Here is a 21,595-nt window from a genome sequence, read left to right as displayed (position 1 = left end):
TGGTCTGGGTTGCCGACCATTACACCACAGGCGTGGTTGAACATGTTCGCCGGATTCCGCGCAGTTCTCGCGGGATTCATCCGAATGCATTTCAAAAAGGTCTGTACTGGCAACCATTGGGCGCTCTATAGTTCAGGCCAACGCATCCCACCCCCGCGCTGCTGCGGCCGCGCGCTTCGAGAGAGCAAGGGAACCGCCATGACCAAGGACACGCTGAAGGTCTCGGGAGTGAAGTACACGACCGCCGAGGCCGGGTACTTCGAGAAACGCAAGCTCACCCGCACCGCCGGGGTCTGGGGGCTCTGGGGCCTCGCCGTCGCGGCCGTCATCTCGGGCGACTTCTCGGGGTGGAACTTCGGCATCGACTTCGCCGGCTTCGGCGGCATGCTGATCGCCTTCGCGGTGCTCGTCGTCATGTACTACGGGCTCATCTTCTCGATCGGGGAGATGTCGTCGGCGATGCCGCACACGGGCGGCGCCTACTCCTTCTCCAGGGCCGCGATGGGGCCATGGGGCGGCTTCGTGACCGGCCTCGCCGAGACGATCGAGTACGTCGCGACCACCGCGGTGATCGTGTTCTTCTCCGGCTCCTACGCCGACGCGATCACGAGCGAACTGCTCGGGTTCTCGATGCCGCAGTGGGTCTGGTGGGTGATCCTCTACCTCGTCTTCATCGGCATCAACGCGGCCGGGGCGAGCATCTCGTTCAAGTTCGCGATCGTCGTCTCGATCATCTCGATCGCGATCCTGCTCGTCTTCAGCGCGATGGCGATCTTCTCGGGCCAGTTCTCGTGGGACAAGCTCTTCGACATCGTTCCCGACGCCGGGCAGACCGCGTTCCTCCCGCACGGCGTGCTGCCGATCCTGTTCGCGCTGCCGTTCGCGATGTGGTTCTTCCTCGGCATCGAGGAGCTGCCGCTCGCGGCCGAGGAGTCGAAGGACCCCGTTCGCGACATCCCGAAGGCCGGCCTGATCGCCCGTGCCACGCTCATCGTGACGGGCCTGCTCGTGCTGTTCCTCAACACCGGCGTCGTCGGGGCCGAGGCCACCGGCACGGCGGGCGAGCCGCTGCTCGACGGCTTCCGGGCCATCGTCGGCGACGAACTCGCCGCGGTGCTCGCGCTGTTCGCGCTCATCGGACTGCTCGCGTCGCTGCAGGGCATCATGTTCGCCTACGGGCGCAACATGTACTCGCTCTCGCGGGCCGGCTACTACCCGAAGTTCCTCTCCCTCACGGGCAAGCGCCAGACGCCGTGGGTCGCCCTCGTCGCAGGCGCGATCATCGGCTTCGTCGCGCTCGTCGTGCTCGACGTGCTCGCCCAGGTCGACGCCGAGGGAGCGGGCGCGGTCGCCGGCGCCATCGTGCTGAACATCGCCGTCTGGGGCGCGGTGCTCGCCTACCTGCTGCAGATGGTCGCGTTCGTGATCCTCCGCCGCAAGTACCCGAACGCGAAGCGGCCCTACGTCAGCCCGTGGGGCGTGCCGGGGGCCGTGGTCGCCGCGCTGATCGCCGCGCTCATCTTCCTCGGGTTCCTGCTGAATCCGACGTTCGTGCCCGCGATCATCGCCATCGGCGTCGTCTACGCGGTGATGCTCGCGATCTTCGCACTGTGGGGCCGGCACCGACTCATCCTGTCGCCGGAGGAGGAATACGCCGTGTCCGGGGGACTGCACGGCGACCCTCAGTCCGAGGGCTACGGCGGCGCCGTCGAGAGCGAACTGCTCGCCACCGACGGCGTCGACGAGTCCGACCGGGTCTGATCGGAGCGGGCGGCGGGCGTGGGGGCGCCCGTCGCCGCCGAGCGGCACCTCCTCCTGTGGTGTCGATCGGCACGTCGAAGGGCCCGGCCGCGAACGGCCGGGCCCTTCGTCGCATTCGTCTCGTCGCACCGGCGGCGATAGGCTCGTTGACGAGTACGAGCGCGGCGACCCCGCGCAGACCCCAGGCGATGGAGCCGGCTGCGGGGGCGTCGACACCCTCGACGTCCACTCGCGCACGACTCCGTGGAGGAAGACATGCACGAGCCCGAGTCCACCGACGACACGTACACCGATCCGACGCTCGTCGGCAGCGGTGCGCAGCCGCCGACCCGCACCGAGACCGACTCGCTCGGCTCGGTCGAGGTTCCCGCCGACGCCTACTGGGGTGTGCACACCATGCGTGCGCTCGAGAACTTCCCGATCTCGAAGCGCCCGATCTCGGTCTATCCCGACCTCGTCGTGGCCCTCGCCTCGGTCAAGCAGGCCGCCGCCCGCGCCAATCGCGAGGTCGGCGTGCTCACCGACCAGAAGGCCGCGTGGATCGACGAGGCGTGCCAGCGCATCATCGACGGCGAGCATCACGAGCAGTTCGTGGTCGGCGTCATCCAGGGCGGCGCGGGCACCTCGACGAACATGAACGCCAACGAGGTCATCGCGAACCTCGCGCTCGAGATCGCCGGGTTCCCCAAGGGCCGCTACGACGTGCTGCACCCGATCGACGACGTCAACCGCAGCCAGTCGACGAACGACACCTACCCGACCGCGGTCAAGCTCGCGATGACGTTCTCGCTCACGACGATGATGCGCGAACTCGACCTGCTGCGCGTCTCGTTCGGCCGCAAGGGCCAGGAGTTCCACGAGGTGCTGAAGGTGGGCCGCACCCAGCTGCAGGACGCCGTGCCGATGACCCTCGGCCAGGAGTTCCACAGCTTCGCGACGACGCTCGGCGAAGACTACGAGCGGTTGAACGAGACCATCAAGCTCCTCTCCGAGGTGAACCTCGGTGCCACCGCGATCGGCACCGGCATCACGGCCGACCCCGGCTACGCGGCGGCCGCCGTGCGCCACCTCAGCGCGATCACGGGGCTCCGCCTCGAGTCGGCGCCCGACCTCATCGAGGCGACGAGCGACACGGGCGTCTTCATGACGTTCTCGAGCGCCCTGAAGCGCAGCGCGATCAAGCTCTCGAAGATCTGCAACGACCTGCGCCTGCTCTCGTCGGGCCCGCAGGCGGGCTTCGGCGAGATCAACCTGCCGCCGCGGCAGGCGGGCTCGAGCATCATGCCCGGCAAGGTCAATCCGGTGATCCCCGAGGCCGTCAGCCAGGTCGCCTATGCGGTCGCCGGAGCCGACGTCACGGTCATGATGGCGGCCGAGAGCGGGCAGTTGCAGCTGAACGCCTTCGAGCCGGTCATCGCCCACTCGCTCCTCCAGTCGATCACGTGGATGCGCCAGGCCTGCTGGACCCTCCGCGTCAACTGCGTCGACGGCATCACGGCCAACGTCGACCGGCTCGAGGCGATGGTCGCCTCGAGCGTCGGCGTGATCACCGCGCTCATCCCGTTCATCGGGTACACCGAGGCATCCACCATCGCCAAGCTCGCGCTGAAGACGGGCCGGCCCGTCGCCGACCTGGTGGTCGAGGCCGGACTCATGAGCCGCGAGGCCGTGATGGCGCAGCTGCAGCCCTCGAAGCTCTCGGGCATCCGCCCGATCACGATGGCCATTCCGCTCATCGACCTGCAGGGCGAGCCCTCGGAGTGAGGCCCGCTGTCGGTGCCGCGGCCGCGATACGGCGGAGGCGGCACCGACGGGTCAGATGACCCGGCAGTGCGTCGTCAGCGAACCGATGCCCTCGACGGTCACCGTGACGGTCGAGCCGTCGCGCAGGAACACCGGGGGCTTACGGGAGTAGCCCGCGCCGCCAGGGCTGCCGGTCGAGATGAGGGTGCCCGGGGGGATCGTCGCCGAACGCGAGAGCAGCGAGATGATCTCGGCGACGCTGCGCACCATCTCGTTCGTCGACGCGTCCTGCATGATGCTGCCGTCGAGGTTCGTGGTCAACCAGAGGTCCTGCGGGTCGGGGATCTCGTCGGCGGTGACGACGACGGGCCCGGTCGGCGTGAAGCCGTCGAACGACTTGCAGCGCGACCACTGCGCCTCGCTGAACTGGATGTCGCGGGCGGTGATGTCGTTGACGACGGTGTAGCCCCACACGTAATCGAGCGCATCGCGCTCGTGGACGCCGCGCGCGGACCGGCCGATGATGACGCCGAGCTCGGCCTCGTAGTCGACCTGTGTCGTGAGGTCTTCTGGCCAGGTGGTCGTGGCGCCGTGCGCCGTGAGCGAGTTCGGCCAGAGCGAGAAGATCGTCATCGCCGTCTCGGAGCGCAGCTTCAGCTCCGAGGCGTGTGCGGCGTAGTTCGCGCCGATCGCGATGACCTGCGCGGGGCGGAGCACGGCAGAGGAGTGGCGGAGCCCGGCGACCGGTGTCAGCTCTGCGCCGAGCGAGACGGCCGTGTCGACGACCTCGCGCACCTCGGCGAGGCCTTCGGGGCCACGCTCGATGAGGTCTTGCAGGTCGCGCGGCGGTCGCTCCATGAACTCGTCGAGGAAGAGCGCGGATTCCGCGATCACCGCCGCGAGCCGAGGGGTCGTCTGGCCTTCGGCTCTCAGGTGCGCGAACTTCACCTGTTCAGGCTATCGGGAGACGCGGCGAACCGGCTGTGCACGATGTACAACGAACACAGCCGGATGCACCGCCACGTCGACAAACGAGCGGATGCCGCGTCAGCTGCCTGCCGGACGCAGGCGCAACTCCTGCATGCCGCCGTCGACGGCGAGTTCGACGCCGGTGGTCGAGCCCGATGCAGGGCTCGCGAGGTACGCGACCGCACCGGCGACCTCGTCGGCCGACACCAGGCGGCCGTGCGGCTGCCGGGCCTCGAGGGCGGCGCGCTCGGCAGCGGGGTCTGCGGCCGACGCCAGCAGGCGGCCGATCCACGGCGTGTCGGCGGTGCCGGGGTTCACGGCGTTCACCCGGATGCCCTCGCGCAGGTGGTCGGCGGCCATGGCTCGCGTGAGCGCGGCGACCGCGCCCTTGCTCGCGCTGTAGAGCGCGCGCTGGGGGAGCCCGGCCGTCGCCGCGATGGAGGCGGTGTTGACGATCGATGCCGCAGGAGAGTTCCGCAGGTGGGGCAGCGCCGCGCGGGCGACCCGCATCATGCCCAGCACGTTGATGTCGAACACCTTGTGCCATTCCTCGTCGGGGTTCGACTCGATCGTGCCCTGCGCCCCGATGCCGGCGTTGTTCACGACGATGTCGATGCGGCCGAACTCGGTCGCGACGCGTTCGACGCCCGCTCGCACGCTGGCGTCGTCGGCCACGTCGACCGCGATCGCGAGATCGGCGTGCGCCGCGGCATCCGGCTGCAGGTCGAAGACAGCGACTCGAGCGCCGCCCTGCTGGAGGCGGTCGGCGATCGCGGCGCCGATGCCGGACGCCCCGCCGGTGACGATCGCGACGAGGCCGGTGAATTCGTTGCTCATAGGGGGATCCTTCTGCGTCGGGTCGATCGGAATCAGGCGGAGACGTACTGCTGGCGCTGGCTGCCGAGGCCCTCGATGTCGAGTTCGACGACGTCGCCCGCGGCGAGGTAGGGGAAGCGACCCGACAGGGCCACGCCCTCGGGGGTGCCGGTGAGCACGAGGTCGCCCGGCTCGAGTGCGAGGTACTGGCTGAGCGTCCAGACGATCGTGTCGATGTCGAAGATGAGGTCGCCCGTGCGCGAGTCCTGGCGCGGCTCGCCGTTGACGAAGCTGCGCAGGCGCACGTCGTCGGCGTTCAGCTCGTCGTTCGTGGCGAGCCAGGGCCCCGTGGGGCAGAAGCCCGGAGCGCTCTTGCCCTTCGACCACTGGCCGCCCGAGACCGCGATCTGCCAGTCGCGCTCGGAGAGGTCGTTGGCCATCACGAAGCCGGCGATGTGGGCGCGGGCGTCGGCGGGGGAGTCGAGGTAGCTCGCACGGCGACCGATGACGATGCCGAGCTCGACCTCCCAGTCGGTCTTCTCGCTGCCGCGCGGGATCGCGACGTCGTCGAAGGGGCCGACGACGGTGTTCGGCGACTTCATGAACATGACAATCTGCTTGGGCGGCTCGGAGCCCGACTCGGCGGCGTGGGCCGCGTAGTTCATGCCGATGCAGTAGACCGCCGAGGGGCGGGCGATCGGTGCGCCGATGCGGAGGCTCGCAGCGTCTGGAAGGTCGGGGAGTTCGCCGGCGGCGACCGCCGCGCGAGCGCGCTCGACGCCCTCGCCGCTCAGGAAGGCGCCGTCGACGTCGGCGGTGATCGATCGCAGGTCGAGGGTGCGATCGCCGTCGAGGACGACGGGGATCTCGATGCCGACGTTGCCGAGGCGGGCGAATCTCATGCTGTGCTCTTTCTGAAGTCTGATCGTTCCGACGAATTCGCGGGTACTTCGCCGATTCTGGCACATTTCGTCGAGATTGACACCTATACATCGGATGTTTAGGATCGAACCTGTCACGAAAGGACCCCATGACCGCAATCATCGCCGTCGACACCCACGACATCCGATTCCCGACCTCGCTCGCACTCGACGGGTCGGACGCGATGAACCCCGACCCCGACTACTCGGCGGCCTACCTGGTGATCAGGACCGACGCCGAAGACGGCCTGGAAGGGCACGCGTTCGTCTTCACGATCGGGCGCGGCAACGACGTCGAGGTCGCGGCACTCGAGACGCTCCGCGGTCACCTCGTCGGCCGCGACGTCGAGGAGCTGCTCGGCGACATGGGCGCGACATCCCGCATGCTGCTGCACGACTCGCAGCTGCGCTGGCTCGGCCCCGAGAAGGGCGTCATGCACATGGCCATCGGCGCGGTCGTGAACGCGCTGTGGGACCTCCGTGCGAAGCGCGCCGGCCAGCCGCTCTGGCTCCACCTCGCGAGCCTGAGCCCCGAAGAGCTCGTCTCCCTCGTCGACTTCCGCTACCTCAGCGACGCGCTGACGCCCGAAGAGGCGCTCGAGATCCTCCGCGCAGCTGAACCCGGCCGTGCCGAGCGCGTCGCGCGCCTGCAGGCGACCGGCTACCCCGCGTACACGACGAGCCCGGGCTGGCTCGGCTACTCCGACGAGAAGCTCGAGCGCCTCTGCCGGGAGGCGGTCGCCGACGGCTTCCCGCAGATCAAGCTGAAGGTCGGCGCCGATCTCGACGACGACATCCGCCGCCTCGCCATCGCGCGCAAGACCGTCGGTCCCGACTTCCCGATCGCGATCGACGCCAACCAGCGCTGGGACGTCGCCGACGCCATCCGCTGGGTGAACGCGCTCGCGCAGTTCGACCTCGCCTGGATCGAGGAGCCGACGAGTCCCGACGACATCCTCGGACACGCCGCGATCGCCCGTGGCGTCGCGCCGATCCGCGTGGCGACGGGCGAGCACGTGCAGAACCGCGTCGTCTTCAAGCAGCTGCTGCAGGCCGGTGGCATGGACGTCATGCAGATCGACGCCACCCGCGTCGGCGGCGTGAACGAGAACATCGCGAACCTGCTGCTCGCGGCGAAGTTCGGGGTTCCGGTCTGCCCGCACGCCGGCGGCGTCGGACTCTGCGAGGCCGTGCAGCACCTCTCGATGTTCGACTACGTGGCGGTCTCCGGCACGATGGACGGACGCATGGTCGAGTACGTCGACCACCTCCACGAGCACTTCGTGACCCCGACGGTCGTGGAGCACGGTCGCTACCTGGCTCCGAGCGCTCCCGGCGCCGGCACCGAGATGTTGCCGTCATCCGTCGCGGAGTTCACGTGGAGCGAGCCGCAGGCGGTCGCCCGATGAGCCGGTCGGCGTCGCCCGTCGACCTCGGGCCGCTCGGCTTCGGCAGCGCATCGATCGGCAACCTCTACCGCGAGACCGACGAAGACCGCGCTCGGAGCGCCCTCGAGGCGGCATGGGACGGCGGCATCCGCTACTTCGACACCGCCCCGCACTACGGACTCGGCCTCTCCGAGCGCCGCCTCGGCGCGTTCCTGCGCGAGCGGCCGCGCGACGAGTTCGTCGTCTCGACGAAGGTCGGCCGACTGCTGGAGCCGAACCCCGACTTCGCCGGAGGCCGCGACCTCGCGAACGGGTTCGACGTGCCCGACGACCGGGTGCGGGTCTACGACCCGAGCCTGTCGGGCGTGCGGCGCAGCCTCGAGGCATCCCTCGATCGCATGGGTCTCGATCGCATCGACGTGCTGTTCCTGCACGACCCCGACGTCTACGACCTCGAGCGCGGCCTCGCCGAGGGCCTGCCGGCACTCGCGACCCTGCGCGACGAGGGGCTCGTGCGGCAGATCGGCATCGGCGTCAACGATGCGGATGTCGCGGCGCGCGCCGTGCGCGAGGGTGACCTCGATCTCGTGATGATCGCCGGGCGGTACACGCTGCTCGAGCAGCCGGCGCTCGTCGAGCTGTTCCCGGCGTGCGAGGAGCGCGGCGTGCGCATCGTCGACGCCGCGGTGTTCAACTCCGGCCTGCTCGCGACGGCGACGCCGCGCCGCGACGCGACGTACGACTACGGCGCCGTGCCCGACGCCGTGTTCGAACGCGCGCAGGCGCTCGCAGCGACGTGCGAGGAGTTCGGCGTCGAGCTGCCGGCGGCGGCGCTGCAGTACCCGTTGCGGCACCCGCTCGTGGCCACCGTCGTCGTCGGCACCTCTCGTCCCGATGCCGTGCGGCAGAACGTGGCGAACATGTCGGCCGCGATCCCCGACGAGCTCTGGAGCGCGCTCGAGGACCGCGCGCTCATCCCCGCCGGCGACCGGGCCTGAAGCGGCGACGGGGTCTGAGCCGACGACGGGGCTTCGGCGGACGACGGATCAGCGGAGCGACGCGATGAGTTCGACGACCGGCAGGAAGCGGACCCGCGAGAGCTCGATGTGCTCGCGCATGAGCTGCGACGCCTCTGCCCCGTCGCCGGCGATGATCGCCTCGGCGATGGCCGCATGATTGTCGATCGTGCGCGAGACCTGACCGGAGCGGTCGTACTCCTCGAGCACCGCGTTCAGTCGCCGGTGATCGGCGTCGCCCTCCGCCTCGGCGGAGTGGGACGCGAGGTAGAGCCTCAGGAAGTGCAGGTGGAAGTGCGTGCGCTCGAACGACTGCGCGATCAGGTCGTTGCCGGCGGACTTCGCGATGAGCGCGTGGAAGCGCGCATCGTGATCGGTCAGTGCGCGGAACGCCTCGGGGCCGGCTTCGCCGGCGCCGGTGGTCGCGCGCCCGGTCTCGAGTTCGGCGCGAAGCGCCGCGGTCGTCGCCGGATCGATCGAGGCCGATGCCTGCGCGGCGGTCCACTGCTCGATGAGCACGCGGAACTGGGTCAGCTCGACGAACTCGCGCACGGTCAGCAGCGGCGTCGTCGAGTATCCGCGAAGCGGCACCTTCACGACGAGGCCGTCGGATTCGAGGCGGGCAAGCGCCTCTCTGACGGGGGTCGGGGAGACTCCGAGCTCGGCCGAGAGGGAGTCGATGTTGACCCGGCGGCCGGGAGCGATGCGGTGTTCGAGCACGAGGTCCCGAATCACCCCGTACGTCTCGTCGGACAGCACCGAGCGCGCGATGCGGGCCCCTTCGGGAAACGTCGTGCTCATTCGTGCCCCACTGTCTTCGAACGGTAGAAACGGAGGGCGGTGCCGTGATCGAGCTGCTCTCGTTCCGATCCGGTCGCGGCCGTCACCCGATGTACGCGTTCGATCCAGTCGGAGAACGTGCCCCCAGCACCAAGGTAGCGGCTCACAGGCCAGTCGCTGCCGAGCATCGAGCGCGCGGGTCCGAATGCGGCGAAGCCGTGTTCGATGAACGCGTCGGCATTCGCGTCGAACGTCTCGGTTCCGGATGCCTCGGCGGCCAGCCCTGAGAGCTTCACCGTCGTCCGGGGGCGGGCGGCGAGCTCGGTGACGGCCTGTGCCCATGCGCCCCCGGCCTCGGTGCCGATGCCGGCGTCGACCGGCGGCTTGCCGAGGTGATCGAGTACCACGTCGAGCTCCGGCACCCCGCCGAGGAGGGCGATCAGGTCGGGGAGCTGCGAGTGGGTGACGCAGGCGTCGAAGCTCAGGCCGCGCGCGGCGAGCAGGCGGAGGCTGTCGAGCAGCACGGGGTCGGAGAACACGGCGGGCGACTCGCCCTGCAGCAGGTGGCGGATGCCGACCACCCGGCCGATGCCGTCGAGCGCGTCGAGGTGCGCTTCCAGCGTCTCGGGGTCGAGCAGATCGGCCGCCGCGACGATGGCGGCGAGCTCGGGCCACTCCTGGCCGAGGCCGGCGACCCAGTTCGCCTCATCGAGCGACTGGGAGTCCGCGCATCCCGCCTGGACGAAGATCGCCTCGGTCACCTGCCCGTCGGCGCGATCGAGATCGCGCGGCAGGAGGGGACGATCGAGCACGTCGAGGCCGGCGAGCCACGGGTAGTCCAGTCGCGTCGGATCCCACACATGAGCGTGCGCGTCGACGATGCCGGTCATGGTCGGTGCTCGTCACCGCGCTGGCGCCTGAGGTCCCAGACCTCTTCGATCGGCGTGAATCCGCTGCTGCCGTCGGCGTCGCGGAACGCCTCCACGAACTCGCCGATCGTCTGCTGCCAGGCGAGGTTCGCGGGGTCGGAGTCGAGTTCGCGCATCGCGGCGTCGAAGTCGTCGCACTCGACGACGTGGAACAGACGGTCGCCCGAGCGCCAGATGGTCCAGTCGTGGATGCCGAGCCGTGCGAAGGATCGCTCGAGGTCGTCGGGGATGGAGGCGTGCTCGGCCCGGTACCCGTCGATCGCGCCTGCCCGGATGACGGAGTGGAGTGCGACTCGCATCAACCCTCCACCACATCGATCCGCTCTTCGTGGATGAGGCGGATGACCGACTTGCTCATCTCATCGTAGTCATGCGAGTTCAGCACGCTTCCGGTGACCTCGAAGTCCTGCATGACGACGATTCGGTCGACGAGGGTCACCATCTCGGCGAGGTCGCTCGAGATCACGAGCACGGCCTTGCCCTGCTCGGCGAGCGCCCAGATCAGTTGGTAGAACGCGCCCTTCGTGCGCACGTCGATGCCGACGGTCGGCTCGTCGATGATGAGGATGTCGGTGTTCGCGGCGAGCCACTTGCCGAGCGAGACCTTCTGCTGGTTGCCGCCCGAGAGCTGGCCCACGAGCTGGTCGCGGTTCGACACCTTGACGTCGAGCGAGGCGATGTACTCGTCGGCGGTCGTGCGAGCGGCGCGCTCGCGCACGAATCCGAACGCGTTCGACAGCCGCTTCAGCACCGTGACCGTCAGGTTGCGGGCGACCGTCTGGTCGAGGAAGAGCCCCTCGGCCTTCCGGTCCTCGGTCACGTAGCCGATGCCGTAGCGACCGAGCGCATCGCCGACCGATCGGATCTGCGCGACGGCGCCGTTGACCCGCACCTCGCCGCTCGTGATGCGGTCGAGGCCGAGGATGGCCTTGGCGAGCTCCGAACGGCCGGCGCCGACGAGTCCGTAGATGCCGAGGATCTGGCCGGGGTGCACGGCGAACGAGACGTCGCGGTGGCCGCCGGCGGTCGACACCTCCTGCAGTTCGAGCGCCGGGGTGCCGGCCTCGGACGGCGAACGATCGGGGACCTCGAGCTTGGCGAGGGTGCGCCCGACCAGCAGGTCGACGATCGTGTCCTTCGAGTAGTTCGCGAGCGGCTCCGACTCCGCGACGGAACGTCCGTCGCGGAAGACGGTGACGGTGTCGCAGTGCGCGAACACCTCCTCGAGCTTGTGGCTGACGAAGAGGATCGCGCGTCCCTGCGCGGCGAGCCGATGCACGACGTCGAACAGCAGCTTCGACTCGGTCTCGCTGATCGAGGCTGTCGGCTCGTCGAGCAGGAGCACGGCGCTGTCGGTGTAGAGACCGCGCGCGATCTCGACGAGCTGCGTCTGCGCGGGGGAGAGGAGGCTCGTCGGCGTCGCGGGGTCGATCGGGAAGTCGAGCAGGTCGAGCACGCGCTTCGCGCCGTCGCGCACCTCCCGCCACTGCACGCGACCGCTCTTGACGGGGGTGTTGCCGAGCACGATGTTCTCGGCGACCGTGAAGTCGGTGATGACGTTTCGCTCCTGGTGCACCACGCCGATGCCGGCACGGGTCGCCTCGTGCGCCGACCGGAAGGTTCGCGCCTCGCCGTTGACGATGAGCTCGCCGGAGTCCTGCGGCTGGATGCCGGTGATGATCTTGATGAGCGTGGACTTCCCCGCCCCGTTCTCACCGAGGAGCGCGTGCACCTCTCCGGGCTTCAGACGGAGGTTGACCTCGTCGAGAGCCCGGACGCCGGGGAACGTCTTGGTGATGCCGCGCACTTCGAGCGCGTAGGCCGTGTCGGTCATGCCGGTGCTCCTGGATCGATGGCTCGCGATGCTGCGGTGGGCGGCGCGTCGGGCGGTGTGCGGCGGCTCCGCTGGCGGGTCGCAGGGCGACGCGTTCGCACCCGGTCGAGGGCGACCGTGCCGAGCACGACGGCGCCGATGACGAAGTTGACCCAGCTCGGCTCGAGCTGGAACTGCGCGCGGGCGCTGTCGACGAGTCGCACGATCGTCGCAGCCAGCACGGTGCCGAGCACGGCCACGGTGCCACCGGTCAGCGAGACGCCGCCGATGATCGGCGCGGCGAAGCTCGAGAGCAGCCAGTCCTCGCCGATGCTCTTGTTGACCCCGGGCAGCGAGGCGAGCACGAGGAACGCCGCGACGCCGCACAGGAGTCCGGAGAGACCGTGCGCGGTGACGAGGCTCCGGTTGTTCGAGATGCCCGAGAGGGTCGCAGCGAGCGGGTTGCCGCCGCTCGCGAGCATGTTCCGGGCGAGGAGCGTCTGCCGGTATGCGACCGAGAGCAGGATGGCGATGCCCACGGCGATCCAGAAGATCAGCGGGATGCCGAGCGGTCGAGCGGTGCCGATGTCCGCGATCTCGGGCCAGGATGCCGAGGTGATCGTGCGGGTGCCGACGATCGCGTACTGGGCACCGGAGAGGATCGTCATCGTCGCGAGGGTGACGATGAAGCCGTTGATCTGGGTGAGCACGACGATGAGGCCGTTCAGCACTCCGGCGGCCAGGCCGATGAGGATCGCGATGAGCCCGCCGAGCCACGGGGGCACGCCGAAGTCGGCGATGAGCACTCCCGCGGAGCAGGCGGCGAATCCGCCGATCGCACCGACGGCGAGGTTCATCTGGTTGACGGCGAGGGCCGCCATCTGGGCGAGGCCGATGACGATCGGGATCGCGAGGAACTGGAAGAACGTCTCGATCGAGATCGGCGACAGGAACCCGCCGCTCGAACTGATCGTCAGCACGATCACGCCGGCGACGATCACCGCGGCGAGGATCGTGTTCTGGTCGCGGGCGAGCCGTGCGAAACGCGCGCTCATGACACCACCGCCTCTTCTTTGGACTGAGCGGGCGAGTGCTGTCGCGACGCCCGCAGACGGGATCGGGCTCCTGCGACCGAACGGATGCGGTCGGCGGAGAGGGCGATCAGGAGGATGGTGCCGAGCAGGATGTTGAGTCCTTCGATGCCGACGCCGAACAGCAGGAGGCCCTGGCGGATCACGACGGTGATCGTGATGCCGAGGAAGGTGCCGATCACGGAGACGTACCCGCCGGCGAGCAGGGTGCCGCCGAGGATCGGACCGAGGAACGACTGCAGCATGAACTCCTGGCCGATGCCGGGGGTGAACGAACCGGTGCTCGCCCCGAGCATGAATCCCGCGAGCGCGGCCAGCATGCCCGACAGGGTGTGCACCGTGATGATGCGGCGCGGAACGGGGATCGCCGAGAGCAACGCGGCACGATCGTTCGAGCCGGTCAGCAGGATCTCGCGGCCGATGCGCGACTTCGAGTAGAGGACCCCGATCACGATCATCGCCGCAACGGCGACGAAGAGGATGAGTGGGACGCCGTCGGGGCCGCAGGTGTCGCCGATGCAGAGGTCGGAGAGCGTCGAGCGGCCGAGCTCGGCCAGACCCGGAGTCTGCACCGTGATCGCGTTGCCCGTGCTGACCCACGAGTAGACGGCGGGCACGAGGCCGAGCAGGGCGAAGCTCATCGCGAGCGTCACGACGAAGGAGTTGACCCCGGCGTAGGCGATGAGCACGCCGCAGAGCGCGCCGACGGCGCCGCCGAACACGAGGCCGACGGCGATTCCGACGATCAGGGGCACATCGAACGCCTGGAAGACCATCGCCGAGCCCATCGCCCCGATCGCGGCCATGCCGCCGACGGCGAGGTTCATCTGGCCGACGGAGAGCACCACCATCTGGGCGAGGCCGACGACCGTGAAGATGGCGATGCTCGTGAGCATCGGTCCGATCACGAAGGCGGGGGAGAAGAACATCGGCTTGAGGCTGCCGATCAGGACCACGAGTACGACGATGAGGAGCAGGAGCCCGACGCGGTTGTCGCTGAGCACGCTGGTCAGTCGGTTGGATCCGCGCGTCATGCGATTCGCCTCCGGTCGATCTCGTCGGCATCCCAGTCGATGCCGAGGCCCAGCGTCGACGGTGCGACCGCGGAGCCGTCTTCGATGACGAGCTCCGTCTTCGTGATGCCGCGGAGCTGGGGGATGTGCTCGACGTAGGCGCCATTGGGCACGGCGGCGACGAGGCTGACGTGCAGCTCCATGAGGAAGTGCGGGCAGACGGCGACGTTGTACGCCTCTGCGAGGTGCGCGACCTTGAGCCAGGGGGTCACACCGCCGATGCGCGCGACGTCGACCTGGACGATGCCGGCTGCGCCGCGGTGCAGGTAGTCGCGGAACTGCGCGATCGAGTACATCGACTCGCCCACGGCGATCGGGATGCTCGTCGATGCGGCGAGGCGCACGTGGCCGCTGACGTCATCGGCGGGCAGCGGTTCCTCGAACCAGTAGAGGTCGGCGTCTTCGAACGCTGCTGCGCGGCGGATCGCCTCGGCCGACGTCATCGACTGGTTCGCGTCGACCATGATGTGCAGGTCGTCGCCGACGGCCTCGCGCACCGCGAGCAGACGCTCGCGGTCCTCGCGCACCGACGGCTTGCCGACCTTGAGCTTGACTCCGCGGAGGCCCTTCGCCTGCGATGCGAGCGCACCCGCGACGAGGTCGTCGGTCGGCAGGTGGAGCCAGCCGCCCTCGGTGTCGTAGAGCGGCACGCGCTGGCGGTAGCCGCCGGCGACCTGCCAGAGCGGCTCGCCCGCGCGGCGGGATCGGAGATCCCAGAGCGCCGTGTCGACCGCCGCGAGGGCGAGGGAGGTGATCGCGCCGACGGTGGTGGCGCGCGTCGAACGGAAGAGCTCCATCCAGATGCCTTCGACGTTCCTGCTGTCGAGGCCGGGGAGGAGAGGGACCAGGTGGTCGCGCAGCATGGAGAGGACTGCGCGACCACCGGTTCCGATCGTGTAGGAGTAACCGACACCCGTGAGTCCGTCCGCAGTGTCGATCTCGAGGAAGATCGTCTCCTGCTTGATGAAGCTCTGGACGGCGTCGGTGCGCATCGTCTCGACCTCGAGGTCGACGAGCGAGGCGCGTGCCGCAGTGATGGTGGTCATGGTGTCGGTCGGCTCCGTGGTTACTTGCAGTCGAGCAGGTCGTTCTTGAACAGGTCCATGATCGTGTCGGACTCCGAGTCCTGCTCGTCGGTGTAGGTCTCGAGGTTGTCGGTCGTGACGACGAACGAACCGGAGTCGACGATCACGCCCGGGTCCTTCACGGTGCAGGCCTTGGTCTGCAGCTGCGCGAGCACCCACGAGCCGACGAACGCCTGGCCGGTCGGGTTCTGCACGACGGTCGCCGAGACGGAACCGTCGGCGATGCCGTCGAGGATGACCGCGTCGTCGTCGATCGCGACGACCTTGATCGGCAGGCCCGACTCCTTCACCGCAGAGGCGGAGGCGACGGCGGGGTTGTACGCGGTCGAGACGAATCCGTTGATCTCGGAGCCCTTGGCCGCGAGGAGGTCGGCGACGGCCTTCTGCGCCGTGCCGAGGTCGACGTCGATGTCGGTGACGGTGCTGAGGAGCGTGACCGCGCCGCCCGTCTCCTCGACGGCCTTCTCGACGCCGGCGATGCGACGCTGGGTGTTCGAGTCGACGTTGTTGCCGGTGAGGTGCACGAGGTTGCCCTTGCCGCCCATGGCCTCGATCGCGGCGACGGCAGCCTTGTACGCGGCGACCTCGGTGTCGGTCGAGAGGCAGAAGTCGGCCTCGTTCACGTCACCTGCGGGGCAGGAGGCGATGGAGCCGACGGCGAAGCCCTGGTCCTTCAGCATCTTGAAGGTCGTGTTGATGTCGGTCGGCGAGACGCCGAAGATGCCGAAGGCGTTGACGCCCTGGGCCGCGAGCGAGTTCAGCACCTCGTTCTGCTTGGCCTGGTCCCACTCGGCGGTCTCGTTGAAGACGGTCGAACCGAGGCCGAACTCCTCGACGGCTGCTTCTCCTGCAGCCGCCCACGGCTGGAAGTAGGGGTGCGAGCCGCCGGGAACGAGTGCGACGTTCACCGAGGCGAGATCGCCTGCCTCGCCGGAGCCGGCGCCGGGGTCGGCGGCCTTGCTGGTGCATGCGGCAGTGGTGAGCGCGAGCGCGATTGCCGCGGTAGCGAGCAGCCCGCGAGCGGCCTTGGTGCGAACAGCCATGATGTCCTCCACGTTGAGAAATGAAATATCCAATAGGATCATCACCAACGATGAGTGAACATCGGATCATTGTCAAGCAGTCATGATCACAAGTTCGTCACGGTCATTCACGGGTCGCCTCGTGCCCGATCCGCTGCCGCGACGGCGCCGATTCACAGCGCTGCACGCAGCCAGTTCTCGACGCCTGCGATGTGCGTCAGGGTCAGTGCACGGGCCAGCTCGTGGTCGTGCTGCTCGAGTGCGGCGAGGATCGCCCCGTGCTCGGCGATGGTGCGACCGGTCGCGTCCTCCTGGGTGATGCCACGCCAGATCCGGGCGCGCACGGTGTGACTCGACATCGACTCGAGCAGGCTCGCGAGGTACGTGTTGCCGGCCGCTGCGGCGATGCCGCGATGGAAGTCGAGGTCGTGCGCGACGAGCGACTCGATGTCGGACGACACGTCGACGCCCTCGAGCAGCGCGTGCAGGTGCGCCAGGTCTTCGGGCTCCGCGTTCTGGGCGGCGAGCGCCGAGGTCGCCGGCTCGAGGATGCGTCGCACCGAGAAGATCTCGAGCACCGACTGGTCGCTGTGCAGGTCGACGACGAAGCTCATGGCCTCGAGCAGCAGCGTCGGCTCGAGGCTCGTGACGTAGGTGCCGTCGCCGCGACGGACGTCGAGGACCCTGATGACCTCGAGGGCCTTGACTGCTTCCCGCAGTGAGGACCGGCTCAAACCGAGCCGCTCGCTGAGCTCCTTCTCGGGTTCGAGGCGGTCGCCCGGGCGCAACTCGCCCGAGACGATCATCGCCTTGATCTTCAGGATCGCTTCGTCAGTGACCGCCATGACGGCGATCATAGCCGACAACCGGCTGAGACATCAGATCTTTGCACCCGCGGCGCGCCAGAGGTGCATCGACGCGTAGCTGCGCCAGGGTGCCCACCGCGTGCCGAGGACGGCGAGCTCGCGCGCAGCCGAGGGCAGCCCCAGTCGTTCGGCGCCGTTCCGCAGCGCCAGGTCGCCGGTGAGGAGCACGTCGGGGGCACGGGTCACGCGCATCGCGACGTAGCCGGCCGTCCACGGTCCGATGCCGGGCACCGCGAGCAGGTCGGACTGCAGTTCGATGCGTTCGCGCTCGGAGGCCACGACCAGGGAACCCGACACGAGCCGATTCGCGACGTCGACGATGGTGCGCACCCGGGCAGCGGGGCCCCTGAGCACCTCCGGCCCGTGCTCGGCGATCGCCGCAGCCGACGGGAAGAGCGTCGACGGAGCGCCGTCGGCGTGCGGGGCCACGCGCTCGCCGAGCTCGGCGGCGAGCCGGGCGAGGGCGGTGCGGGCCGCCTTCACCGAGACCTGCTGCCCGATGAGTGCGCGGAAGACGAGCTCGTGGGGATCGAGGCATCCGGGCACGCGGATGCCGGGAGTCTCGGCGACGGATGCCGCGAGCGCCGGGTCTCGGGAGAGCGCGGCGTCGATCGCCACCGCGTCGGCGTCGAGGTCGAAGAGCCGGCGCACGCGGGCGACCAGCGGGGGCAGGTCGGCGAGGGTCGCGAGGCGCGCCTCGACCTCGATCGCGGGCGAGGCGGCGTCGCCCGCCGCGGCGAAGGCGACGACGGCAGGGCCGCCGGGCAGGCGGAGCGTGCGCTCGTAGCGGGCGTCGCCGGCGTGTTCGACGCCGTCGAGGGCTCGGGCCGCGAGCCAGCCGAACACGCCGGCGGCGTCGAACGGCGGCCGCGCCGGCAGCCGCAGCCGCACCACCCCGCCGTCGGGGCCCGAGTCGGGCACGGCGGCCGAGGGCTGCGGCTGCCGCTCGCGCACCCGAGCCGCGGCACGGAGCTCGAGCGGACTGCGCTCGTAGACCTCGCGGATCGTCTCGTTGAACTGGCGGATGCTGCCGAACCCCGAGGCGAACGCCACGTCGGCGGCCGGCAGCGCGGTCGAGGTGAGCAGCGCCCGCGCGTTCTGGGCGCGATGCGCGCGAGCCAGTGCGAGCGGGCCGGCACCGAGCTCGCCGGTGAGCACGCGCGTAAGGTGCCGCGGGGTGTAGCCGAGCCGGGCGGCGAGCCCCGGCACCCCCTCGCGCTCGACGACGCCGTCGGCGATGAGCCGCATGGCGCGGGCGGCGAGGTCGTCGCGCAGGTCCCACTGGGGAGAGCCGGGCACGGCGTCGGGCAGGCACCGCTTGCACGCCCGGAGGCCGGCCTCGTGCGCTGCAGCCGCGGTGAGATAGAAGCTGACGTTCGACGCCTTCGGCGCGACTGCCGGGCAGCTCGGCCGGCAGTAGATGCCCGTCGAGTGCACGCCCGTGATGAACTGCCCGTCGAAGCGGGCGTCGCGCGCCTGCATCGCCCGGTACCGCTCGGCGAACTCGGGGTCGTCGAGCGGGTCGCCGTGCAGCCGGCGGCGGGTGGGCGCGGTGGTCGCGGTGCTCGTCATGCGACCAGCCTCGCACGCCCCGACGACACCGACCAGCGGGAATCGGACATCAGCGCCGCGCCGTATGGTGGAGGGATGCCGCACGCCGTCGTGACCCTCCTGCAAGACGCCCTCGGGGCATCCGTCTCCATCGCATCGGCCGATCTCGAGGCTGCCCGCGAGGACCGCTCGGGGTGGCGGAGCGCGACCCCGCCGATCGCGGTCGTGCACGCGGCATCCGTCGCCGAGGTGCAGGCCGTCATGCGCATCGCCCATGAGACGTCGACTCCCGTGGTGCCGCGCGGCGCCGGCACGGGCCTCGCCGGCGGGGCCATCGCGAGCCCCGGCGCCATCGTGCTCGACCTCTCGCGCATGAACCGGGTGCTCGAGGTCTCCGAGGCCGACGAGCTCGCCGTCGTCGAGCCCGGCGTGCTGAACGGCGACCTGAACGACGCGCTCGCCTCGCGCGGACTCTGGTTCGCGCCCGATCCCGCGAGCCGCGCCATCTCGTCGATCGGCGGCAACATCGCCACCAACGCCGGAGGTCTCCTCTGCGCCAAGTACGGCGTCACCCGTGAGGCGGTGCTCGGCCTCGCGGTCGTGCTCGCCGACGGGCGGCTGCTGCGCACCGGGCACCGCACGGTGAAGGGGGTCACGGGGTACGACCTCACGGCGCTCTTCACCGGTTCGGAGGGAACGCTCGGCGTGATCGTCGAGGCGACCGTGCGGCTGCGGCCGATCACGCCGGGCGAGACGGTCACCGTCGCCGCGGTGCTTCCCGACGTCGAGGCCGCAGCCGCGGCATCCGCTGCCGTCACCGCGGCCCGCCTGCGGCCCGCCGTGCTCGAGCTCATCGACGCGGCCGGGCTCGCGCGTGTGGCGGCGTACCTCGGCACAGACGGCGTCGTCGGCACGCCGCTCGCGACGCTCGCCCCGTCGGAGACGTTCCTGCTCGCGCAGTGCGACGGCGCCGGCGCCGCCGATGAGGGGGCCGAGATCGCCCGCCTGTTCGCCGAGTCGGGCGCCAGGGTGACGCTGTCGACGGATGCCGCGACGGGCGATCGCCTGCTCGGCATCCGCCGGGCGATGCACCCCGCGCTCGCGGCGTCGGGCCAGGTGCTCATCGAGGACGTCGCCGTGCCGCGCTCGCGCCTGCCCGAGATGTTCCGCGCGATCGAGGAGATCGGCCGACGCCACGGCATCGAGATCCCGACGATCGCGCACGCGGGCGACGGGAACCTGCACCCGAACTTCGTGTTCACCGGCGACGAGGTGCCCGAGCACGTGTGGGCCGCGGCCGACGACATGTTCCGCACCGCGGTCGCGCTCGGCGGCACGCTCACCGGCGAGCACGGCGTCGGCGTGCTGAAGCGGCGCTGGCTGGCCGACGAGCTCGGCGACGACTCGTTCGAGCTGCAGCGCGGCATCAAGGCGCTCTTCGACCCGAGCGGCATCCTGAACCCGGGGGTCATGTTCGAAGCACCCGTGTCTTCCGACGCGCCGGAGGCACCCGCTCGATAGGCTGCCCGCGTGACCTCCGTGGCCCCGAACTCAGCCCCCGACCCCGCCCTGAATCCGTCGCCGGCGCCTCCGATCTGGACGGCGCCGCCGAAGCCGCGCGGCGGCGGCGTGCTCTTCGCGATCATCGGCATCGTCGTGGCCGGGTTCGTCGGCCTCCTGGTGCTCGCCTACCTCGCCGTCGGGCTCGGCGTGTCGACCCTCCTCATCGGGTCGCTCCTCGCCCTCGTGCCGCTCGCGATGGTGCTGCTCGCCGTGCGGTGGGTCGACCGCTGGGAGCCCGAGCCGCGCTGGGCGCTGTGGTTCGCCTTCCTCTGGGGCGCCGCCGTGTCCGTGGCGATCGCGCTCATCGTCGACCTCGGCGTGCAGCTCGCGATGGCATACGCCGAGCCCGGCGGCGCACCGAACGAAGCGCTGCAGGCGGTCGTGCAGGCGCCGATCGTCGAGGAGGTCGCGAAGGGCATCGGCGTGCTGCTCATTTTCGCCTTCTCGCGTTCGCACTTCGACGGCCCCGTCGACGGGCTCGTCTACGCCGCGACCGTCGCCGCGGGCTTCGCGTTCACCGAGAACGTGCTGTACTTCGGCGAGGCGTTCGTCGAGGGCGGCGCAGAGACGCTCGGCGCGACCTTCGTCGTGCGCGGCCTCTTCTCGCCGTTCGCCCACGTGCTCTTCACGGCGTGCACAGGGCTCGCCATCGGCATCGGCGCCCGCCGCGGCGGGGGAGCCGGCGTCGTCGGATGGTTCCTGCTCGGCCTCCTCGGCGCGGTCGCGCTGCACGCGCTCTGGAACGGCTCGCTCACCTTCGCCGACGACGCGATCGGCCTCTACCTCACGGTGCAGGTGCCGATCTTCATCGCCGCGATCGTGCTCACCGTGCTCCTGCGGCGACAGGAGGTGCGGGTCACCCGGCACCGGCTCGCCGAGTACGGCGCCGCCGGGTGGTTCAGCCCGGCCGAGGTCGAAATGCTCGCCACGCCCGCCGGGCGGCGACAGGCGAGGGCCTGGGCGAAGGCGCAGACTCCGCCGCGCACCGGCGTCATGCGCAAGCTCATCGCGGATGCCACGCACCTCGCCTTCACCCGCCAGCGCATCGCCACCGGCCTCGCGAGCGAACGCACGATCGTCAACGAGCAGGGTCTGCTCGCCGCCGTCGTCGAGGATCGCCGGGTGCTGCTGAGCTGAGGCTTCCGCCGGCCGCCGCCGCAGAGCGGCGCGGCCCTGCACTGAGCACAAAAAACTCGTCGCCCTGTGGTG

At 70.1% G+C, this 21,595-nt stretch carries 19 protein-coding genes; 6 read left to right on the top strand and 13 right to left on the bottom strand.

Features of this window, described 5'->3' with window-relative positions:
* Nucleotides 1-198: 198 nt before the first annotated feature.
* The gene (locus tag JOE59_RS08850; protein WP_204459915.1) at nucleotides 199-1,761 is read left to right on the top strand and encodes an amino acid permease; all 1,563 of its coding nucleotides are present in this window, start codon (nucleotides 199-201) and stop codon (nucleotides 1,759-1,761) included.
* A gap of 255 nt (nucleotides 1,762-2,016) precedes the next feature.
* Nucleotides 2,017-3,525, top strand: coding sequence for an aspartate ammonia-lyase (locus tag JOE59_RS08845; RefSeq protein ID WP_204459912.1), 1,509 nt, complete (start codon nucleotides 2,017-2,019; stop codon nucleotides 3,523-3,525).
* 51 nt (nucleotides 3,526-3,576) lie between these two features.
* Here the strand turns inward: JOE59_RS08845 and JOE59_RS08840 are convergent, their stop codons facing one another.
* From JOE59_RS08840 to JOE59_RS08830, 3 genes are all read right to left on the bottom strand, one after another.
* Complete coding sequence (locus tag JOE59_RS08840) at nucleotides 3,577-4,452, bottom strand: fumarylacetoacetate hydrolase family protein (RefSeq protein WP_204459911.1); 876 nt, start codon at nucleotides 4,450-4,452, stop codon at nucleotides 3,577-3,579.
* A gap of 99 nt (nucleotides 4,453-4,551) precedes the next feature.
* Nucleotides 4,552-5,310: an SDR family NAD(P)-dependent oxidoreductase gene (locus tag JOE59_RS08835; protein WP_204459909.1), complete on the bottom strand. Its 759-nt coding sequence runs from the start codon at nucleotides 5,308-5,310 to the stop codon at nucleotides 4,552-4,554.
* 32 nt (nucleotides 5,311-5,342) lie between these two features.
* Nucleotides 5,343-6,191 carry a fumarylacetoacetate hydrolase family protein gene (locus tag JOE59_RS08830; RefSeq protein WP_204459908.1) on the bottom strand — a complete coding sequence of 283 codons (849 nt, stop codon included), beginning with the start codon at nucleotides 6,189-6,191 and terminating at the stop codon, nucleotides 5,343-5,345.
* A 128-nt stretch (nucleotides 6,192-6,319) separates the two neighbouring features.
* Between JOE59_RS08830 and JOE59_RS08825 the strand changes: the two genes are divergently transcribed.
* Nucleotides 6,320-7,618, top strand: a complete 1,299-nt coding sequence (locus JOE59_RS08825) for an L-fuconate dehydratase (RefSeq protein ID WP_204459907.1) — start codon at nucleotides 6,320-6,322, stop codon at nucleotides 7,616-7,618.
* Nucleotides 7,615-8,595, top strand: coding sequence for an aldo/keto reductase (locus JOE59_RS08820; protein ID WP_204459905.1), 981 nt, complete (start codon nucleotides 7,615-7,617; stop codon nucleotides 8,593-8,595). Before JOE59_RS08825 ends, JOE59_RS08820 begins: the two co-directional genes overlap by 4 nt.
* A gap of 48 nt (nucleotides 8,596-8,643) precedes the next feature.
* On the opposite strand, the gene JOE59_RS08815 is transcribed toward JOE59_RS08820, so the two are convergent.
* From JOE59_RS08815 to JOE59_RS08770, 10 genes are all read right to left on the bottom strand, one after another.
* Entirely contained in the window at nucleotides 8,644-9,414 is a 771-nt protein-coding gene (locus tag JOE59_RS08815) for a GntR family transcriptional regulator (protein WP_204459904.1), read from the bottom strand.
* Nucleotides 9,411-10,283 carry an amidohydrolase family protein gene (locus JOE59_RS08810; protein ID WP_204459902.1) on the bottom strand — a complete coding sequence of 291 codons (873 nt, stop codon included), beginning with the start codon at nucleotides 10,281-10,283 and terminating at the stop codon, nucleotides 9,411-9,413. The genes JOE59_RS08815 and JOE59_RS08810 overlap by 4 nt, the downstream gene beginning before the upstream one ends.
* The gene (locus tag JOE59_RS08805; RefSeq protein ID WP_204459901.1) at nucleotides 10,280-10,621 is read right to left on the bottom strand and encodes an L-rhamnose mutarotase; all 342 of its coding nucleotides are present in this window, start codon (nucleotides 10,619-10,621) and stop codon (nucleotides 10,280-10,282) included. The genes JOE59_RS08810 and JOE59_RS08805 overlap by 4 nt, the downstream gene beginning before the upstream one ends.
* Entirely contained in the window at nucleotides 10,621-12,156 is a 1,536-nt protein-coding gene (locus JOE59_RS08800) for a sugar ABC transporter ATP-binding protein (protein ID WP_204459900.1), read from the bottom strand. Before JOE59_RS08800 ends, JOE59_RS08805 begins: the two co-directional genes overlap by 1 nt.
* Complete coding sequence (locus JOE59_RS08795) at nucleotides 12,153-13,190, bottom strand: ABC transporter permease (protein WP_204459898.1); 1,038 nt, start codon at nucleotides 13,188-13,190, stop codon at nucleotides 12,153-12,155. Before JOE59_RS08795 ends, JOE59_RS08800 begins: the two co-directional genes overlap by 4 nt.
* Nucleotides 13,187-14,260 carry an ABC transporter permease gene (locus JOE59_RS08790; RefSeq protein WP_204459897.1) on the bottom strand — a complete coding sequence of 358 codons (1,074 nt, stop codon included), beginning with the start codon at nucleotides 14,258-14,260 and terminating at the stop codon, nucleotides 13,187-13,189. The genes JOE59_RS08795 and JOE59_RS08790 overlap by 4 nt, the downstream gene beginning before the upstream one ends.
* Nucleotides 14,257-15,345, bottom strand: a complete 1,089-nt coding sequence (locus JOE59_RS08785; protein ID WP_204459895.1) for a mandelate racemase/muconate lactonizing enzyme family protein — start codon at nucleotides 15,343-15,345, stop codon at nucleotides 14,257-14,259. Before JOE59_RS08785 ends, JOE59_RS08790 begins: the two co-directional genes overlap by 4 nt.
* Before the next feature lie 20 nt (nucleotides 15,346-15,365).
* A complete protein-coding gene (locus tag JOE59_RS08780) occupies nucleotides 15,366-16,427 on the bottom strand; it encodes a sugar ABC transporter substrate-binding protein (protein ID WP_204459894.1) in 1,062 nt (353 codons plus the stop codon).
* Between the two features lie 152 nt (nucleotides 16,428-16,579).
* A complete protein-coding gene (locus JOE59_RS08775) occupies nucleotides 16,580-17,251 on the bottom strand; it encodes a FadR/GntR family transcriptional regulator (RefSeq protein ID WP_204459893.1) in 672 nt (223 codons plus the stop codon).
* 33 nt (nucleotides 17,252-17,284) lie between these two features.
* Entirely contained in the window at nucleotides 17,285-18,844 is a 1,560-nt protein-coding gene (locus JOE59_RS08770; RefSeq protein WP_204459892.1) for a DNA-3-methyladenine glycosylase 2 family protein, read from the bottom strand.
* 75 nt (nucleotides 18,845-18,919) lie between these two features.
* Here JOE59_RS08770 and JOE59_RS08765 point away from each other — a divergent pair, with 75 nt between their 5' ends.
* Both JOE59_RS08765 and JOE59_RS08760 read left to right on the top strand, forming a co-directional pair.
* Entirely contained in the window at nucleotides 18,920-20,344 is a 1,425-nt protein-coding gene (locus tag JOE59_RS08765) for an FAD-binding oxidoreductase (protein ID WP_204459891.1), read from the top strand.
* 9 nt (nucleotides 20,345-20,353) lie between these two features.
* A complete protein-coding gene (locus tag JOE59_RS08760) occupies nucleotides 20,354-21,523 on the top strand; it encodes a PrsW family intramembrane metalloprotease (protein ID WP_204459890.1) in 1,170 nt (389 codons plus the stop codon).
* Nucleotides 21,524-21,595 lie beyond the last annotated feature (72 nt).

Source organism: Agromyces cerinus, from assembly GCF_016907835.1.
GTDB lineage: Bacteria > Actinomycetota > Actinomycetes > Actinomycetales > Microbacteriaceae > Agromyces > Agromyces nitratus.
This window is presented reverse-complemented; position numbering and strand designations above follow the sequence as displayed.

Bases quoted from the DNA above. Each gene is read 5' to 3' on its own strand.
- JOE59_RS08780 (WP_204459894.1), bottom strand. From the start codon at position 16,427: ATGGCTGTTCGCACCAAGGCCGCTCGCGGGCTGCTCGCTACCGCGGCA.
- JOE59_RS08820 (WP_204459905.1), top strand. From the start codon at position 7,615: ATGAGCCGGTCGGCGTCGCCCGTCGACCTCGGGCCGCTCGGCTTCGGC.
- JOE59_RS08825 (WP_204459907.1), top strand. From the start codon at position 6,320: ATGACCGCAATCATCGCCGTCGACACCCACGACATCCGATTCCCGACC.
- JOE59_RS08815 (WP_204459904.1), bottom strand. From the start codon at position 9,414: ATGAGCACGACGTTTCCCGAAGGGGCCCGCATCGCGCGCTCGGTGCTG.
- JOE59_RS08830 (WP_204459908.1), bottom strand. From the start codon at position 6,191: ATGAGATTCGCCCGCCTCGGCAACGTCGGCATCGAGATCCCCGTCGTC.
- JOE59_RS08785 (WP_204459895.1), bottom strand. From the start codon at position 15,345: ATGACCACCATCACTGCGGCACGCGCCTCGCTCGTCGACCTCGAGGTC.
- JOE59_RS08835 (WP_204459909.1), bottom strand. From the start codon at position 5,310: ATGAGCAACGAATTCACCGGCCTCGTCGCGATCGTCACCGGCGGGGCG.
- JOE59_RS08765 (WP_204459891.1), top strand. From the start codon at position 18,920: ATGCCGCACGCCGTCGTGACCCTCCTGCAAGACGCCCTCGGGGCATCC.
- JOE59_RS08800 (WP_204459900.1), bottom strand. From the start codon at position 12,156: ATGACCGACACGGCCTACGCGCTCGAAGTGCGCGGCATCACCAAGACG.
- JOE59_RS08775 (WP_204459893.1), bottom strand. From the start codon at position 17,251: ATGGCGGTCACTGACGAAGCGATCCTGAAGATCAAGGCGATGATCGTC.
- JOE59_RS08790 (WP_204459897.1), bottom strand. From the start codon at position 14,260: ATGACGCGCGGATCCAACCGACTGACCAGCGTGCTCAGCGACAACCGC.
- JOE59_RS08770 (WP_204459892.1), bottom strand. From the start codon at position 18,844: ATGACGAGCACCGCGACCACCGCGCCCACCCGCCGCCGGCTGCACGGC.
- JOE59_RS08850 (WP_204459915.1), top strand. From the start codon at position 199: ATGACCAAGGACACGCTGAAGGTCTCGGGAGTGAAGTACACGACCGCC.
- JOE59_RS08810 (WP_204459902.1), bottom strand. From the start codon at position 10,283: ATGACCGGCATCGTCGACGCGCACGCTCATGTGTGGGATCCGACGCGA.
- JOE59_RS08805 (WP_204459901.1), bottom strand. From the start codon at position 10,621: ATGCGAGTCGCACTCCACTCCGTCATCCGGGCAGGCGCGATCGACGGG.
- JOE59_RS08795 (WP_204459898.1), bottom strand. From the start codon at position 13,190: ATGAGCGCGCGTTTCGCACGGCTCGCCCGCGACCAGAACACGATCCTC.
- JOE59_RS08845 (WP_204459912.1), top strand. From the start codon at position 2,017: ATGCACGAGCCCGAGTCCACCGACGACACGTACACCGATCCGACGCTC.